The 17536-nt window shown below is 71.4% G+C and carries 10 protein-coding genes; 3 read left to right on the top strand and 7 right to left on the bottom strand.

Annotated elements, in window-relative coordinates:
• Window positions 1–52: 52 nt before the first annotated feature.
• Both OHA73_RS28010 and OHA73_RS28005 read right to left on the bottom strand, forming a co-directional pair.
• Complete coding sequence (locus OHA73_RS28010; RefSeq protein WP_267069312.1) at window positions 53–3388, bottom strand: ATP-dependent helicase; 3336 nt, start codon at window positions 3386–3388, stop codon at window positions 53–55.
• Window positions 3389–3666: 278 nt separating this feature from the next.
• Window positions 3667–4032, bottom strand: a complete 366-nt coding sequence (locus OHA73_RS28005) for an MGMT family protein (RefSeq protein WP_323179574.1) — start codon at window positions 4030–4032, stop codon at window positions 3667–3669.
• Between the two features lie 164 nt (window positions 4033–4196).
• Here OHA73_RS28005 and OHA73_RS28000 point away from each other — a divergent pair, with 164 nt between their 5' ends.
• The 3 genes from OHA73_RS28000 to OHA73_RS27990 all read left to right on the top strand — a co-directional run bounded on the left by OHA73_RS28000 (window position 4197) and on the right by OHA73_RS27990 (window position 10319).
• A complete protein-coding gene (locus OHA73_RS28000) occupies window positions 4197–6965 on the top strand; it encodes a lysylphosphatidylglycerol synthase domain-containing protein (RefSeq protein ID WP_266713828.1) in 2769 nt (922 codons plus the stop codon).
• 90 nt (window positions 6966–7055) lie between these two features.
• Entirely contained in the window at window positions 7056–8600 is a 1545-nt protein-coding gene (locus tag OHA73_RS27995; protein ID WP_327656427.1) for an alpha/beta hydrolase, read from the top strand.
• A 96-nt stretch (window positions 8601–8696) separates the two neighbouring features.
• Window positions 8697–10319 carry an alpha/beta hydrolase gene (locus OHA73_RS27990; protein ID WP_327656426.1) on the top strand — a complete coding sequence of 541 codons (1623 nt, stop codon included), beginning with the start codon at window positions 8697–8699 and terminating at the stop codon, window positions 10317–10319.
• Between the two features lie 88 nt (window positions 10320–10407).
• Here OHA73_RS27990 and moeZ read toward each other — a convergent pair whose 3' ends face one another.
• The 5 genes from moeZ to OHA73_RS27965 form a co-directional block, all read right to left on the bottom strand.
• Window positions 10408–11586: an adenylyltransferase/sulfurtransferase MoeZ gene (moeZ, locus tag OHA73_RS27985; RefSeq protein WP_266713822.1), complete on the bottom strand. Its 1179-nt coding sequence runs from the start codon at window positions 11584–11586 to the stop codon at window positions 10408–10410.
• A 63-nt stretch (window positions 11587–11649) separates the two neighbouring features.
• A complete protein-coding gene (locus OHA73_RS27980) occupies window positions 11650–12399 on the bottom strand; it encodes a spherulation-specific family 4 protein (protein WP_327656425.1) in 750 nt (249 codons plus the stop codon).
• A complete protein-coding gene (locus tag OHA73_RS27975; RefSeq protein WP_266713818.1) occupies window positions 12387–13355 on the bottom strand; it encodes an NAD-dependent epimerase/dehydratase family protein in 969 nt (322 codons plus the stop codon). Before OHA73_RS27975 ends, OHA73_RS27980 begins: the two co-directional genes overlap by 13 nt.
• Before the next feature lie 310 nt (window positions 13356–13665).
• Window positions 13666–15402 carry a hypothetical protein gene (locus OHA73_RS27970; RefSeq protein ID WP_327656424.1) on the bottom strand — a complete coding sequence of 579 codons (1737 nt, stop codon included), beginning with the start codon at window positions 15400–15402 and terminating at the stop codon, window positions 13666–13668.
• Window positions 15399–17522, bottom strand: coding sequence for a DUF3492 domain-containing protein (locus OHA73_RS27965; RefSeq protein WP_327656423.1), 2124 nt, complete (start codon window positions 17520–17522; stop codon window positions 15399–15401). The genes OHA73_RS27970 and OHA73_RS27965 overlap by 4 nt, the downstream gene beginning before the upstream one ends.
• Window positions 17523–17536: the final 14 nt, after the last annotated feature.

The raw sequence follows: 17536 nt of genomic DNA, 5'->3' as shown, positions 1-17536 counted from the left end.
TAACGGGCACCACTGACAGCGCCGTCCTGTTCCGGCCCAGTGGAGGCACACGTCACTCGACGACGTGCTTGCCCTCCGGACGCGCGCTGCACGAGGCACGGAAGGCGCAGTGCGCGCAGTGCTGCCCGGTGGTCGGCACGAAGCGCTCGTCGAGGACCTTGCCGGCCGCGGTGGCGAGGAGGTCACCGACCCACTCCCCCTCGAGGGGCTCTTGTGCCTGCACCTTCGGCAGGGCCTCGCCGCCGTCCTTCTTGGCGGCGCCCTGGCGAAGCTGCACCAGTTCCGCTCCTCCGGAGTGCGGACGAGCTCCGTCGAAGACCTCGTCGACCACGCCTTCGTTCACGGCGAGCTGGTACACGGCGAGCTGTGGGTGGTGGGCGACGTCCGCGGCGCTCGGTGTCTGCTTGCCGGTTTTGAAGTCGACTACGTAGGCGCGGCCCTCGGCGTCCCGCTCCACACGGTCCATGGAGCCGCGAATGCGCACTTCGTAGGAGCCTGCTTCGAGCGTCACGTCGAAGTCGTGCTCGCTGGCGACGGCAGTGCGGCCCGTGCGGTCCATGACGTGCCACTGAAGGAACCGTTCGAGCGCGGCGCGGGCGTTCTCCTTCTCCTGGGCCGACTTCCAGGGCGCGTCGAAGGCGAGGGAGTCCCACACGGAGTCCAGGCGCTCCATGAGGACGGCGAGGTCGGCGGGTGTGCGCCCGGAGGCGACTTCGTCGGCCAGGACGTGCACGACGTTGCCGAAGCCCTGCGCCGCTGTGGCGGGGGCGTCCGCCTTCACCTCGCGGCCGAGGAACCACTGCAGGGCGCAGGTGTTGGCCAGCTGGTCGAGGGCGCTTCCGGAGAGGACGACGGGCTTGTCCCGGTCGCGCAGCGGCACCTTGCTCTCGGTCGGCTCGTACATGCCCCACCAGCGGTACGGGTGGGCGGACGGCACGAGCGGTCTTCCGTCGTCGTCGCTGAGCGCCGCGAGCTGGGCGAGGCGGCGCGCGGCGGCCTCGCGCAGCCCTTCGGAGACGCGCGGGTCGACCGTCGTGGCGCGCAGCTCGGCGACGAGCGCGGCCACCGCCAGGGGGCGGCGCGGGCGCCCGGTGACGTCCTTGGGTTCCACGCCCAGCTCGGTCAGGAACCGGGACGGCTGGTCGCCGTCGTCCGCGGGCGCCTTCACCGCGGTGACGACGAGCCGCTCCCTCGCGCGCGTGGCGGCGACGTAGAACAGGCGTCGTTCCTCTGTGAGCAGCGCCCCGGGGGTGAGGGGTTCGGCGAGGCCGTCGCGTCCGATGCGGTCGGCCTCCAGGAGTGAACCGCGGCGCCGCAGATCGGGCCACAGCCCTTCCTGGACGCCCGCGACGACGACGAGCCGCCACTCCAGGCCCTTGGAGCGGTGCGCGGTCATCAGGCGCACGGCGTCGGGGCGCACGGCGCGTCCGGCGAGGGTGTCGGCCGCGATGTCCTGGGCCTCCAGTTCCTCCAGGAAGTTGCGGGCGCCACGGCCTCCGGTGCGCTCCTCCGCGCGCGAGGCGACGGCGAACAGGGCGCAGACGGCGTCCAGATCACGGTCCGCGTTGCGCCCGGCCGCGCCGCCTCGACGGGCGGCGCGCTCGAGCCGGTTCGGCCAGGGGGTGCCGTTCCACAGCTCCCAGAGGGCTTCCTCGGCGGTGCCGCCGTCGGCGAGCTTCTGGCGGGCGGTGGCGAGGAGCGCCCCGAGACGCTGCGCGCCGCGGGCGTACGCCGGGTCGTGCAGGGCGAGCCGCTCGGGCTCGACAAGAGCACGCGCGAGCAGCTCGTCCGAGGGCGGCGGCAGCGCGTTCCCGGACGCGCGTTCCTCCTCGCGCAGCGCGCGCCCCAGGCGGCGCAGATCGGCCGTGTCCATCCCGGCGAGCGGCGAGGCCAGGAGTTCGAGAGCCGTCTCGGTGTCGAGCCGGTACTCGTTTTCCGGGGCGTCCGGGGAGTCCGAGGCGTCCTCGGTGTCCGGGGAGGCCTCGGTGTCCGGGCCATCCGTCCGGGCCACTACCTTGAGCGCCGTCAGCAGCGGCGTGACCGCCGGTTCGTGGCGCAGCGGCAGATCGTCGCCGTCGATGTCGAGGGGGACGCCAGCCGCCGTGAGCGCGCGCCGCACCCCCGGAATGCTGCGCGCGCCGGCGCGCACCAGGACGGCCATGTCGCTCCACGGGATGCCGTCCTCCAAGTGGGCACGCCGCAGGATGTCCGCGATGTTGTCGAGCTCCGTACCGGACGTCGGATACGTGTAGACCTCGGCCCTGCCTCCGTCGCGTACGGGCGACAGCTCACGGTGGGCACGCACCTTGTGCGCGGGCAGCCGGGTCAGGGGCATCCGCTGGGTGATGCGGCGCGTCGCCTCCAGGAGACCGGCGCCGGAACGCCGGGATGTGGTGAGCACTTCGACCGGGGCGGGGGCGCCGTCCGCCTGCGGGAAGTCCCCGCGGAAGTCCAGGATGCCGTTCACGTCCGCGCCCCGGAACGCGTAGATCGACTGGTCCGGGTCGCCGAAGGCGACGAGCGTGCGCCCCCCGCCCGCGAGCGCGTGCAGCAGCCGCACCTGGGCGGGGTCGGTGTCCTGGTACTCGTCGACGAACACGGCGTCGTACTGCGTGGCGAGCCGGTCCGCGACCTCCGTGCGGCGCGCGAGGAGCACGGCGCGATGGACCAGTTCCGCGTAGTCGAGCACTCCCTGTGCGTCGAGGACGTCCAGGTACTCGGCAAGGAAGGTGGCGGCCGCCCGCCAGTCCGGGCGGCCGATGCGGCGAGCGAAGGCGTCCAGGGCGGCCGGCCCCAGACCCAGCTCCCGGCTCCGGGCGAGGACCGCGCGCACCTCGTCGGCGAAGCCCCGCGTGGTGAGGCACGCGCGCAGCTCGTCGGGCCAGCGCACATGCGCGAGCCCCGCCTGCTCCAGGTCGATCTGCCCCGCGAGCAGTTCCCGTACGGCGACGTCCTGCTCGGGCCCCGACAGCAGCCGCAAGGGCTCCACGAAGAGGTCCGCGTCCTGGTGGGCGCGGACCAGGGCGTAACAGAACGAGTGGAACGTCGTGGCCTGTGGGGCGTGTGCGGCGCCGATGCGCTGCGCCATGCGGTCACGCAGTTCGACCGCGGCCTTCCGGCTGAACGTGAGCACCAGGATGCGTTCGGGGTCGGTGCCCTTGGCGATGCGCGCCGATACGGCCTCCACGAGCGTCGTGGACTTGCCCGTTCCGGGACCGGCCAGAACGAGGAGCGGCCCGTGGGCATGGTCAACCACCGCACGCTGATGTGCGTCCAGACGAGGGGGGTCCACCTGAGCCGGCGGAGTACGCACCAGTCGGTACGCACCGGGGAGCCCCTGTCGAACCTGGTGCTGCGACAGGTGCCGGGTGGACGAGGAGGAGCTCACGTGGATCGCTGGTCCTGGTGGGTTTGCTGGTGGTCGAAGAGCCGTCCGCGCGAAGCGGTGGCCGTGGGGTGAAGGAGGTGTCTGCCATCGACGGTGCCGTCGACGCTACGCCGTCGAGTGTGGCGGAAGCCGGGCTTCCGGTGCCTCTCCCGCACTCCTCCGGGCGCAGATGTGCCCGGTCTCACCAACGGACACGGGGGCTCCGAAGTGCCCCGCATGCCCCGTTTCCCCCATACGGGCCACCGGCACCCCACCCGCGCGCGGGATGGCCGAAGCTGTCAATTGTGAGCTTCCGTACCCGCCCGGCCGTCCCACCGCGCGCGCTTCATGTCGAGGCGCGGCACGTGCCCTTCGGCGGCCCGGGAGGCCTCGCGCAAGGGCGTGCCCTCCTCCCTGTAGTGGTCGAGCGCACGCAGCTCGTGCCCCGGCAGGAGCTGCCCGTCCGCGCGCACCACACGCCACCACGGAACCGCGCCTCCGTAGAGAGCCATCACTCTCCCCACCTGGCGGGGCCCGCCCTCCTCGAGCCATTCGGCCACGTCCCCGTACGTCATGACCCGCCCGCGCGGAATCAGTTCCGCGACGTCCAGGACCCGCTCCGCGTACGCGGGAAGCTCTCCCGCCGGTTCGCTCTCCTTGCTCATCCGACCCATCCTGCCGCACGGCACCGACAGTGCGGAGGGACGTGCGGGAGGCAGCCCGGGCAGAGGCGGACGGCGACGCCTACCGAGGACTCCCGCCTCCTCGAATGCACCCTGATGCCCCCCTATGACGGTGCGGCATGCCACCATCGTGCGGGCGGTGACTGGTGATACGAGATCAAGAAGAGACCACGGAGCAGCAGAGCGTGCACCCCGACAAGGCGGAGGGCACCTCTGTGGCACCGGCGCGCCCTGACGAATCGGCCGATCAGGCCGCCGAAACGAAGCACGAGCAACCGTTGCACGACCCCGACTGTGCCGAGGGGGACGCGCACGCCGAGCAGGTCGACGGCGACGAACCGTTGCTCCCCGCGCGCGTGCACCGCCCCTCGGACCTCATGCGGCTCCTCGTCGGCCTGCTCGCCGTCGTCGTGATCCTGGCGATCGCGGCGTTCGCGCACGGCACGACCTCGGGCTTCGCCCAGGACATCGACAAGGGCACCGGCCAGGCGCCCGACCTGCTGACCAAGTTCGCGGGTCTCGCGTCGAGCATCGCCATCCTGTTGGTGCCGGTCGCGTTCGCCATCGAGCGGCTCATCAAACGCGACGGCCTACGGATCGCCGACGGAGTGCTCGCCGCGGTCCTCGCGCACGGGGTGACGCTCGCGACGGACCTCTGGGTCGCCAAGGCCGCCCCGCAGTCCATCCAGGAAGCGCTCACCACGGTGTCGCCCGGCGACATCCACGCGCTGACCGACCCGGTGCACGGCTACTTGGCGCCCGTCATCGCCTACATGACGGCCGTCGGCATGTCCCGGCGACCACGGTGGCGCGTCGTGCTGTGGGTGGTGCTGCTGCTCGACGCCTTCGCGATGCTCGTCACCGGCTACACGACACCGTTCTCGATCATCCTGACGGTCCTCATCGGCTGGACCGTCGCCTACGGAACGCTGTACGCCGTCGGCTCCCCGAACGTGCGTCCTACAGGGCAGACGCTCCTCGCCGGCCTGCGCCACGTCGGCTTCCACCCCGTCAACGCCTCCCGCGAGGAAGCCCATGAGGGCACCACGGAGAACGGCGACCGGGGGCGGCGCTACTTCGTCACCCTGGAGGACGGCCCACCGCTCGACGTCACCGTGGTGGACCGGGAGCAGCAGGCGCAGGGCTTCTTCTACCGCGTGTGGAGACGCCTGACGCTGCGCGGCATCACGCAGCGCCGCAGCCTCCAGTCGCTGCGCCAGGCCCTGGAACAGGAAGCGTTGCTCGCCTATGCGGCGATCGCCGCCGGGGCGAACGCGCCGAAGCTGATCGCGACGTCCGAGCTCGGCCCCGATGCCGTCATGCTCGTCTACGAGCACGTCGGCGGCCGGTCCCTGGACTCGCTGCCGGACGAGGAGATCACCGATGAGCTGATGCGCGACACCTGGCACCAGGTCCAGGCGCTCCAGTCACGGCGGATCGCGCATCGCAGGCTGGCCGGCGACGCGATTCTGGTGGATCGTTCCGGCACCGTGATTCTCACGGATCTGCGCGGCGGCGAGATCGCCGCGGGCGACCTGGTGCTCCGCATGGACATCGCCCAGCTGCTCACGACGCTCGGCCTTCGGGCGGGCGCCGAGCGGACCGTCGCGTCCGCCGTGGGAGTGCTCGGCCCGGACACCATCGCGGACTGTCTGCCGCTGCTGCAGCCGATCGCGCTCACTCGCACCACCAGGGCGACGCTGCGCAAGCTCGGACGTGAGCGTGCCCAGCGCGAGCGCGAGGCCGTCCTGGAGGCATCCAGCAAGGCCAAGCAGGCGCGCATCGAGGAGACCACCGACGGCGACACCGGCAAGGCGTCCGTACGCGCCGAGAAGAAATCCGAGAAGGCGGAGCGACAGGCCGAGAAGCGGGCCCTCGACGAGGCTCTGGACGAGGCCCGCGAGGAGGATCTGCTGACCCAGATCCGCCACCAGGTGCTGCGCATCCGGCCACAGGCGCCCGTCGAACCGGCTCGCCTGGAGCGCATCAGGCCGCGCACGCTGATCAGTTTCATCGCCGGTGCGATCGGCGCGTACTTCCTGCTGTCGCAGCTCACGCACATCGACTTCGGGGCGATCGTGGGCGAGGCCGAGTGGGGCTGGGTCGGCCTCGCGGTGCTGTTCTCCGCGCTCAGCTACGTAGCCGCCGCGATGAGCCTGCTCGGCTTCGTGCCGGAACGCGTCCCCTTCATGCGAGCCGTCGCGGCCCAGGTCGCCGGGTCCTTCGTGAAGATCGTGGCACCGGCGGCTGTCGGCGGAGTGGCACTCAATACACGTTTTCTGCAGCGTGCGGGGGTGCGTCCGGGGCTCGCCGTGGCGAGTGTGGGCGCCTCGCAGCTGTTCGGCATGGGCAGCCACATCCTGCTGCTGCTGACCTTCGGTTACCTGACAGGGACGGAGAAGACGCCTTCCTTGTCGCCGTCCCGCACGGTCATCGCGGGCCTGTTGACCGTCGCTGTGCTCGTCCTTGTAGTGACGTCGATTCCGTTCCTGCGGAAATTCGTCGTCACGCGCGTGCGCTCACTTTTCGCCGGTGTCGTGCCGCGCATGCTCGATGTGCTGCAGCGGCCTCGGAAGCTGCTCACCGGCATCGGCGGCATGCTGCTGCTGACCGCCTGCTTCGTGATGTGCCTGGATGCCTCGATCCGCGCCTTCGGGGACGAGACAACCACCACGATCAGCCTGGCCAGCGTCGCTGTGGTCTTCCTCGCCGGTAACGCGCTCGGCTCGGCCGCCCCGACACCGGGTGGCGTGGGCGCCGTCGAGGCGACCCTGACGGTGGGTCTGATCGCGGTCGGCCTGCCCAAGGAAGTGGCGGCACCCGCGGTGCTGCTGTACCGGCTACTCACTCTGTGGCTCCCCGTCCTCCCCGGATGGCTGTTCTTCAACCACCTGACAAGGAAGGGCGCTCTCTAGGGGACTTGGACATCCCCCGGGCGGCGAGGAACCTCACTCGCACAGCCCGCAGCCCGAGCGCCCCGCACCCCGCCGCCGCAGGATGGACGCATGCCCAATCCGTCCTGGTCCCGTACCGCTGCCCTGACCGCCGCCACCCTGCTGTCCGTCTCGCTCGCGGCGTGCAGCAGCGACACGGAGGACGACGTGGATCTTCCGTCCCAGGAGCTGAGCTGGAAGGACTGCCCCGCGCCCGCGGAGTCCCAGGGCGGCGGAGACGCGCCTTCCCCGCTTCCCGGCGGCGCCGAGTGGCAGTGCTCCACCATGAAGGCGCCACTCGACTGGGACGAACCAAAGGGCGACACGATCGACCTGGCGTTGATCCGTGCCAAGGCGAGCGGAGACAAGGACAAGCGGATCGGCTCGCTGATCTTCAACTTCGGCGGTCCCGGCGGCTCCGGGGTCACCACCCTCCCGGCCTTCGGCTCCGAGTACGCGAAGCTGCGCACCCGCTACGACCTCGTCAGCTTCGACCCGCGCGGGGTGGGCGGCAGCGCGGGCGTCACATGCGAGGACGACAAACAGCTCGACGAGTACTTCCAACAGGACTCGACGCCGGACGACACCGCGGAGCAGAAGAAGCTCGTCGACAACATCAAGACGTTCAACGGCACGTGCGAGAAGAACTCCGACAAGGTCCTCCCCCACGTACGCACCACGGACGCGGCCCGCGACATGGATCTCATGCGCCAGGTCCTCGGCGACAAGAAGCTGCACTACTTCGGCATCTCCTACGGCACCGAACTGGGCGGCGTCTATGCCCACTTGTTCCCCAAGAAGATGGGCCGCGCCGTGTTCGACGGCGTCGTCGACCCCACCCAGGACCCGGAGGAAGGGGCGCTCGGCCAGGCGAAGGGGTTCCAGCTCGCCCTCGACAACTACGCGAAGCACTGCACCTCCCAGGCCGAGGACTGCCCCGTCGGGGACACTCCGCAGGACGTCAAGACCAAGATCGCCAAGCTGTTCGACGAGCTCGAGGAGAAGCCGATCCCGGGCATCTTCCCGCGCGACCTCACGCAGACCGCGGCGACCAACGGGGTCGCGCAGGCCCTGTACTCGCAGGACTTCTGGGAGTACCTGACCGAGGGCCTCCAGCAGGCCTACAACGGTGACGGCAAGATCCTCATGGCATTGTCCGACTCGATGAACGGGCGCAACGAGGACGGCAGGTACAGCAATATGCAGGCCGCCAACATCGCCATCAACTGCGCCGACGACAAGCCCCGCTACACGGCGAAGGACGTCGAGGCGAAGCTGCCGGAGTTCCGCGAGGCGTCCTCGATGTTCGGCGACTACCTGGCCTGGGGCATGCTCAACTGCTCCGGCTGGGCCGTCGACGGGGCCGCCGAGCACCCGGACGTCAGCGCGACCGGTTCCGCCCCGATCCTCGTCGTCGGCAACACCGGCGACCCGGCCACCCCGTACGAGGGGGCGCGGAAGATGGTCGACGCGCTCGGCAAGGACGTGGGCGTCGAGTTGACGTACGACGGCCAGGGGCACGGGGCCTACGACAGCGGAAACAAGTGCGTGCACGGCGCCGTGAACACCTACCTCCTCAGCGGGAAGCCCCCGAACGAGGGAACGGTCTGCAAGTGATCCAGGAGTTGTCCACAGGCCGAGCCGGATGCCCGTGGGCGCTCCTACGATGGCTTGACTGTCTTTCGAACGGGGGCAGTTGAGGGGGGAGGTGCCATGGCGGCACAGGATTCGTGTGCGCCCGCGGGCGCACGCACACGCTGGGGAAGGGCCGTCCGCGCGCTCGCCCTGGCCGCGTCCGTCGTACTGACGGCCGGTCCGGTCGCGGGTTGCAGCGGTTCGGGCGAGAGCGCCGACGGAGGCGAGGCGAAGCCACCGTCGGCCTCCGCCTCACACCCCGCCGACGTGGCACCGGGCGACGGCGACTCCCCCGCCCTCCCCTCGTCACTCACCGACCAGCACCTCGACTGGGGCCGTTGCCGTGCGCACGCGGGCTCGCCCGCGCCCGGCTCCGACTGGCAGTGCGCGACGCTCAAGGCGCCACTCGACCATGCAGAGCCGACCGGGCCCACGATCGACGTCGCCCTCATCCGCACCAAGGCTCGGGGCGACCGGGGCGAGCGGATCGGGTCCCTGCTGTTCAACTTCGGCGGCCCCGGCGTCTCCGGAATGGATCTGCTGCCGGCCCTCGCCCCGCAGTACGCCAAGCTGCGCGAGCGCTACGACCTGGTGGGCTTCGATCCGCGCGGCGTCTCGGCAAGCCGCGGGCTGCGGTGTCGAAGCGACAAGGAGACGCAGGCCGCCGAGTCCCTCGACCTCACCCCTGACACCAAAGCGGAGGAGACGGCGTATCTCCAGGATGCCGTCGCGTTCGGCAAGGGCTGCAGCGAGCAGGCCGGCGCACTGCTCGCCCATGTGTCGACCACCGAGGCCGCGCGCGACATGGATCTGATGCGTCAGGCCCTCGGGGACAAGAAGCTGCACTACATGGGCGTCTCCTACGGCACCGAACTGGGCGGAATCTACGCCCACTTGTTCCCCGACAAGGTCGGTCGCCTCACCCTGGATGCCGTGGTCGACCCGACCGTTGGACGCATCGGCCAGGCCGAGAATCAGGCCCGAGGATTCCGGCGGGCCCTCGACAGCTACTTCAGGTCACGCGGCAAGGACCCCCGGGAGGGTACGCGTGAGGTCGCCGCGCTCCTCAAGAAGCTCGACGCGAAACCTCTGCCGGTCCCGGGCGGCCGCGAGTTGAACGAGTCGCTCGCGACGACCGGCATCGCGACCACCCTGTACAGCGAGACCAGCTGGACCGCCCTGACGCGAGGCCTGCGGGACGCGGAGCGGGGCGAAGGCACCACCCTGCTCGCGCTCGCCGACTCGTACAACAACCGTGACGCGAGCGGGCGTTACGACACGACGAGCCACTCTCAGCGGGCGATCTCCTGCCTCGACGACAAGGCGCGTCCCACGGTGCGGGAGACGAAGGAGCGGCTCGCGAAGTTCCGGAAGATCTCGCCCGTGTTCGGGCCGTACATGGGCTGGGACACGGGAGTTTGGTGCCATGACTGGCCGGTTCCGGGCCAGTGGGACGACCCGGACGTGAGCGCGCGGGGCGCGGCGCCGGTCCTTGTCGTGGGCAACACCGGCGATCCGGCGACTCTCTACGAAGGAGCCCGCCGCATGGCCGATGAGCTGGGCAAAGGCGTCGGCATCGAGCTGACGTGGAAGGGCGAGGGGCACGGAGCGTACGGCTCCGGCAGCGCCTGCGTCGACTCGGCGGTCGACGCGTATCTCCTGGAGGGGCGAATACCGCGCGACGGCAAGGTGTGCTCCTGACCGCGAGCGTCCGTCCCGAAACGGCGGACGGGCCTCGCGCACAGTGCGCGAGGCCCGTCCGATCAGCTCACAGCGACCGAGCCGAGGCTCAGTAGACCGGCTTGTCCGGCTCGATCTGGTTGACCCAGCCGATGACGCCGCCGCCGACGTGCACGGCGTCCGAGAAGCCCGCGGACTTCAGCACGGCGAGAACTTCCGCACTGCGGACACCCGTCTTGCAATGCAAGACGATCTTCTTGTCCTGCGGCATGTTCTCCAGGGCCGTGCCCATGAGGAACTCGTTCTTCGGGATCAGCTTGGCGCCCGGGATGGAGACGATCTCGTACTCGTTCGGCTCGCGGACGTCGATGATCTCGATGCTCTCGCCGTCGTCGATCCACTCCTTGAGCTGCTTGGGAGTGATCGTGGCACCGGCGGCGGCCTCCTGCGCCTCATCGGACACGACGCCGCAGAAGGCCTCGTAGTCGATGAGCTCGGTGACGGTCGCGTTCGGGCCGCAGACCGCGCAGTCGGGGTCCTTGCGGACCTTGACCTGGCGGTACTGCATCTCGAGGGCGTCGTAGATCATCAGGCGGCCGACCAGCGGGTCACCCACGCCGGCCAGGACCTTGATCGCCTCGGTGACCTGGATGGAGCCGATGGACGCGCACAGCACGCCCAGGACGCCGCCCTCGGCGCAGGAGGGGACCATGCCGGGGGGCGGGGGCTCCGGGTACAGGCAGCGGTAGCACGGCCCGTGCTCGGACCAGAAGACCGAGGCCTGGCCGTCGAAGCGGTAGATGGAACCCCACACGTAGGGCTTGTTGAGCAGCACGCACGCGTCGTTGACGAGGTAGCGCGTCGCGAAGTTGTCCGTGCCGTCGACGATCAGGTCGTACTGGCTGAACATGTCCATCACGTTGTCGGCCTCGAGCCGCTCCTCGTGAAGGATCACGTTCACGTACGGGTTGATGCCGAGGACCGAGTCCTTCGCGGACTCCGCCTTGGACCGGCCGATGTCGGCCTGGCTGTGGATGATCTGGCGCTGCAGGTTCGACTCGTCGACCTCGTCGAACTCCACGATGCCGAGCGTGCCCACGCCAGCAGCGGCCAGGTACATGAGGGCCGGCGAGCCAAGGCCACCGGCGCCCACACAGAGCACCTTGGCGTTCTTCAGCCGCTTCTGCCCGTCCATCCCGACATCCGGGATGATCAGGTGGCGGGAGTACCTGCGGACCTCGTCTACGGTGAGCTCAGCAGCTGGCTCGACCAGGGGTGGCAGCGACACGGGGACTCCGTTGGTCGGTATCTACGTACGGTTGTTCCGTCTGTAACACTGCCACGCCCCCCTTCATTCCGAGACACCGCGTCCGATGCGCGAGACGATTTCGTCCCAGTAACCGGGCATCGCCTCCCAGGGGTCGGTCGAGCCGCCCCGGTCCGTGTGATCGGTGAAGTAGATCGTGCCCGCACCCTGCCAACGCGCGATGCGCAGCGCCTCCTCGAGGTGGCCGAGGGGCATTCCGTGGACGAAGTGGCAGAACCGCTCGTGCGGATAGTCGGCGGTCCACTCGGCGACCTGGGACCAGCGGTAGTCGCTCCAGGGGCCGGAGAAGGTCACCAACTGGTCGGCGCTCTCGGCGTATCCGGGGTACGGGTGGGTGCCGTGGTTGAACACGATGTGCGCGTCGTCGACGAGGGCGCGCAGGGTCGTGCCGGCGCGCCGGACCTCGGGGAGCGCGGCCCGCTCGGTGGGGCAGCGGTCGAAGTAGAAGCCGTCCACCTGGTACCAGTCGAGGAAGCGGTGCGCGTCGGAGACGAGTTCACCGAAGGAGCGGGCGCCATGGATCAGGTCCAAGTGACCAAGGACACGCACCCCGGCCTGCCGGAGCCGTCCCGCCGCTTCCAGGCAGTGCTGGTCGGGGCGGGATCCCGGGCCATTGGCGACATTCAGAACAACCCAGTGCAAAGGCGTTGCGGGACGGGTGAGTTCGGCCCACTCCGCGGGTGCGACGAGGGGGTGCGCGAAACCGGGGATGCCGAAGCCGAGTCGTACGTCGGTGCTCGCCAGGCCGGTCGCGGTCGGGGTCAGATACGGCATGCCGCCTCCATCCAGATGTCGGCGAGGGACTCTTCGAGGTTGATGCGGGGACGCCAGCCGAGCCGGTCGCGGGCCGTACGCACGTCGGCCTGCTGCCAACCGCCGCAGCCGTCGGGGTACGGATACGCGCTCGGCCCGGGAGGCATCCCGTGGTCTGATTCGGTTCGGGGGTGGCCTACGGATGGCCTCATCCCGACGGCGGGGCCATCGAGTTCGTGGAGGGATCCACCGAAACCGGCGACGCGGGCGAGCACGGCGGCGGCGTCCCGCAGGCGCACGGCGCGGCCCGAGCCGATGTTGATGACGCCCTGCGCGGCGGAGAGCGACGCGGCGTGCACGGCGCGCGCCACGTCTCGTACGTCGATGAAGTCGCGCTGTGCGCCGAGACCGCCCAGCTTCAGTTCGCCGTCGCCGGCCTGCATGGCGCGGCGCATCGCCTCGGCGAGCCGGCCGAGCGGGGATCCGGCCGGGGTGCCGGGCCCTGCGGGCGAGAAGACGCGCAGGACGACGGCGTCGAGGCCGGATCCGAGGACGAGTTCGGTGGCGGCGAGCTTGCTGACGCCGTACGGGCCGCCGGGCCGGGGCACCGCGTCCTCCGCAGTGGACGAGCCGGGCTGCGAGGGCCCGTACTCGGCGCCGCAGCCGATCTGCACGAGACGGGCACCGCAGCCGCTGCGCCGAAGGGCCTCACAGACGGTGGCGACGGCGACGGTGTTGTGCCGGGTGAGTTCGCGGGCACCGCCGCGGGTGGCGCCGGCGCAGTTGATGACCACTCCGGGGTGGACGGCGTCCAGGAAGCGGGTGAGGGCGCCCGGGCTGCCGGTGGCGAGGTCGAAGCGGACGTCGGCGTCGTCGCCCCGGCCGAGCGTGGTCAGCTGCACGGCGGGGTCGGCCAGCAGGCGGTCGGTGACGAAGCGGCCCAGATACCCGTTGGCTCCGATCAGCAGAACTCTCATCGGGTGCCTCCCAGGGGTCGCGCTCCGGTCCCTCGGTGCGCTCCGAGGGCGCCGCGCACTCCGCGCGCCGCGCGCGGGGCGCACCGGTCGTGGATTCCGCGCTGCCCGTGAGGTCCGGAGTATCCGGCGTATCCGGCGCCTCCGGGAGGAGGGGTGGTCATCTGGCGTTCTCCTTATGGGGTTTGCCCTGGGTCTTCGGATGGGCCCGCGGTGTCGGCCCCGCGGGCCCCGGGTGGTCCTGGTCATCTGGCGAGTACTGGACGCGGTGGCACGGCGCGCTCGATGGAGGCGGCGAAGCCGGGGATGGCGGTCATGGCGCCCAGCCGATCGGGTCGCCCGCGTTCGCGTGGGCGGAGGCCCGGGTCAGGGTGCGGGTGGCGTGCACGAGGAGGACGAGGGCGGCGACGGCGCAGGCGACCGTCGGCACGACGCCCGTGCCGACCGCGTCGACCGCGGTCTCGACGGGCAGGCCCAGGACGTCGCAACCGGGCAGCCGTGCGGCGAAGACCGTGGCGACAGCCAGGACTTCGACGGCGACGGCGGCGCCCAGCGCGACAGCGGGTGCGTGCGTACGTCGGTGCGCGGCGAGGAGGCGGGCGAGCAGCAGCAGAACGCCCAGGGCGCCCACTCCGGCGTAGTCCACCTTCTCGTCGAGTACGACCCCGGCCGACACGAGGAGCGCGACGAGGGAGAGCGCGAACAGGGTCACGGCCCCGAGGAGCAACGGGCGTACGGAGGCGGCGAATTCGGCGAGCCCGTGGCTCGTGGCGAGGCGGCGCCGCGCTCCGCCCGAGAAGAGCTGGGCGCACCAGGTGGCCGGTGCCACGGCGACGGCGAGCGCGACCAGCGGCGCGGTCGCGGGGGCCCAGGGCTCGTCGGGCCCGCCCGCGAGCGCGGCGTCGAGGAGGCCGTCGCCGAGGAGCGCGTACGCGAGCAGCCAGCAGGACCAGAGCCGGGCCGAGGGGGCGGAGGGGCCGTCGACCGCGCGCAGCGGCCCGTGGCGCAGCGTCGCGCGCAGGGCGACGAGGGTGGCGAGCGCCCCGGCGAGGCCGATGGCCAGGCGTGCGGTGCCCGCCGTGGCGTGCAGGCCGAACAGCGTGAGCGCGCAGACGGCGCCCGGCAGCAGCGCGAGTCCGGCCCACAGTCCGCGCCGGCCCGGGGCGGATCCGGAGACCTCGACGACGGGCTCGTACGGGTCGCCGTCCCTCGACGCACGGGCGTACATCTCCTCGGCGAGCGAGAACACGTCCTTGTGGCGGAAGCGGGCGGCGGTCCTGTCGGTGACGCCGTGGGCCTCAAGACCCGCGGCGATCTCCAGTGGGTCGACGGCCCGCTCGCACAGTTCATGGTGCCGGTGCATCAGCCCCTTGACCGGGTCGGCACCGGAACGGCGGTGAGCGGGGCGGAAGTTGGCGCCACGAGAGTCGGCGTCACGGGAGTCGGCGCCGCGCGGACCGACGATCCGCGCGACATCGGCACGGTGGTCGGCCTCCGTACGGGAGTCGTCGTCACGGGAATCGGCGCTGCGGGAATCGGCGCTGCGGGAATCGGCGCTGCGGGAATCGGCGCTGCGGGAATCGGCGCTGCGGGTTTCGGTACCACTGGTGTCGGCACCACCGGACTCGATGCCGCGCGGCTCGACGTCACTGAGCTCGACGCCACTCCGCTCCACGTCGCGGGGCCCGGCGCCAAAGAAGCCGGCGACACCGGCAACGGCACCACCACCCGCTCCGTCGCCACCCGCATCACCCGCACCACCGGGGCGACCCCGGGCACCGTCCCCGTCCCCGTCCTCAAGAACGGACGACCGCCACGCAGCGGGATCACGCAACAATCCCACATCCAGGTCCTCCAGATCCTCCAAGTCCTCCGAGACCTCCAGGTCGACCTGTTCCGTGGAGGCCGGGTCGCCGCCCAGCGCCTCCGCCGACCCGGCGCCCCACGCTCCGGCGCTCACCGGCACTCGGGGCGCATCGGCGTCGCCCCCGGTATCGGTGGCGCCGAACGCGGCACGCTCACTTGTGCGTTCGCTGATACGCCCGGTCATCCGTCCGCCTCCCCGCAGCCCTGTGTCATCCCGGCCAACTGCTCACGCGCACCGCCATCGGCTCCCCAACTGGTCCCGGCAGCACTGCCCGAGCGCCCGGCCAGCCACGCACCGCCCCGCTCACCCGTGCTCTGCGTGGTCCAGCGGCCCGGCACATGAGCCTCCGGCGGGTAGGCGAACGGCAACGGGGCGCCCGCGTCGTCGACGACGTCCCGGCGCACCGGGCAGCGCGAGACGATCTCCAGGTAAATGCTGTGAAATGCCGCGATGTTCTGTTCGGCGGTGAACAGCTCCAGGGCGCGCGCCCGTGCCGCCGCACCGAGCCGTTCGCGCCGTGCGGGGTCGCGCAGCAGCGCCACACACGCCTCGGCGAGCGCGCGCGGATTGCGCGGCGGCACCACGAGACCCGTGCCACCGATCACCTCGACGACGGCGCCCGCGTCCGTGGACACCGTCGCGCGCCCGCAGAACATGGCCTCGACCAGGCTCATCGGGAAGCCTTCGACGACGCTGGACAGGACGACGACGCCACAGGAGCCGTAGACATCGGCGAGGTCGGGGGCCTCGGGGGCGCCCAGCTCCTCGAAGGTGACGGGGTTCTCGCCCACGGCGTGGATCCCCTCCGCCTCGTCCGGGAAGAGCTGCGCGGCGAGGGCCTTGCAATGCCCGAGGTACAGCGCGGCCTCGCGGTCCGCCGTGAGATCCGAGGCGTCCGCGCCGCCGCCGTGCCCACCGACCGGCCTTCCGGAGACGAACCCGTCGGCCGGCCATCCGCCGCCGTCCACAAGTCCCGCGCCCGCGCCCGCTCCGGCGCCCGGAACCGATCCCGCCTCCGGCACCCCCACGATGCGCAGCCGGGCCTTCGGCTCTTCCTTGCGGATCTCGGAGAACGCGTGCAGCAGGGAGATCAGGTCCTTGGAGGGGTCGATACGCCCGACCCAGACGAGGGTGTCCGGGTCGCCCGGCCCTTCCCGCTCGCCCACCTCGGCGAAGTGGCCGGCCTCCATGCCGGGGTGAATGGTGCGCAGCTTGGCGCGGTCGGCACCGCACCGCTCCTGCCAGCGCCGCGCGTGCGCGTTTCCGGGGGTGATCACGGCGGCCTGCCGGTAGACCTCGGCGGCGAGCCGGCCGTGGAAGGCGGCGAGGAGCGCGCGCACCGGCGCACTCAACTCGGCGTCGCCCGCGGCGATGTACCGGGCCCTGAGCTGAACCCCGTACTCCGTGACGAGCAGCGGCACCCCGTAGAAGTGCTTGGCGATCAGGCCGGGCAGGGCGGCCGCGCCGCCGGAGGCCGCGTGGCAGAGATCGACGGACGCGAGCCCGCCCCCTCCGGACAGCCCCGCGGAGAAGCCCGAAGCCGAACCCGAAGACACAGACGAAGACGAAGAAGAACCCGACGACAGACCCGATGCCGACGCCGAAGCTCCCGACACCGACCCTGACCCCGCCCCGGCCCCCGACGCCTCCCCCGCCGCCGAACCGGCAACCGCCACCGACGCCGAACCCGCCGAGTGGCCCGAGGTCGAGGCCGACGCCGAGGCATCGAACCCGGACCCGTCCTCGTACCAGTCAAGGGACAGCGGCCGCAGTTCACGCTCCACGTGCGCGGCGAAGGAGAGCAGATCGGGCACGCGGGCCGCGCGTACCGCCCGGAGCGCGCCCGGCGCACGGCAGGCGCGCTCCAGGATGCGCACGGCAGCCTCGGAACGAAGGGAGACGCCGAGACCGCCCTCGTCGCGGGCGAGTTCGGCAAGCCCGTACAACGCGTTGGCGAAACGGTCCGCCTCGCTCACCCCCAGGTCATCCGAGGTCGCGCCGGCCGACACCACGGCCTCGACCAGCTCCCGGTACAACGCGGCGAACCGGCGCCGGGCCCGCCGCCCGAACACGCCGTCGCGCGCGCCGCTCTCGCTCCCGGCCGCCCACATCGGCGCGGTCCGCACGCGCATGACCTGAGGCGGCAGTTCGAGCCACCCCGCGTCCTCCTGCTCCTGGCTGGTGGCGAGCGCGTAGATGTCGAACTCGTGCTGCTCGAGCCCGCGCACAAGCCGGTCGCACCAGAGTCCGGCCTCACCGTTCACATACGGATAGCCACCCTCGGTAAGCATTCCGATGCGCACGCGCACACCCCCGA

The sequence above is a fragment of the Streptomyces sp. NBC_00483 genome (genome assembly GCF_036013745.1).
In the GTDB taxonomy this organism is placed as follows: Bacteria; Actinomycetota; Actinomycetes; order Streptomycetales; family Streptomycetaceae; genus Streptomyces.
The sequence above is the reverse complement of the archived record's forward strand: the minus strand, read 5'-3'. Positions and strand labels throughout refer to the sequence as shown.

Bases quoted from the DNA above. Each gene is read 5' to 3' on its own strand.
- OHA73_RS27995 (WP_327656427.1), top strand. From the start codon at position 7,056: ATGCCCAATCCGTCCTGGTCCCGTACCGCTGCCCTGACCGCCGCCACC.
- OHA73_RS27980 (WP_327656425.1), bottom strand. From the start codon at position 12,399: ATGCCGTATCTGACCCCGACCGCGACCGGCCTGGCGAGCACCGACGTA.
- OHA73_RS27990 (WP_327656426.1), top strand. From the start codon at position 8,697: ATGGCGGCACAGGATTCGTGTGCGCCCGCGGGCGCACGCACACGCTGG.
- OHA73_RS28005 (WP_323179574.1), bottom strand. From the start codon at position 4,032: ATGAGCAAGGAGAGCGAACCGGCGGGAGAGCTTCCCGCGTACGCGGAG.
- OHA73_RS27970 (WP_327656424.1), bottom strand. From the start codon at position 15,402: ATGACCGGGCGTATCAGCGAACGCACAAGTGAGCGTGCCGCGTTCGGC.
- OHA73_RS27975 (WP_266713818.1), bottom strand. From the start codon at position 13,355: ATGAGAGTTCTGCTGATCGGAGCCAACGGGTATCTGGGCCGCTTCGTC.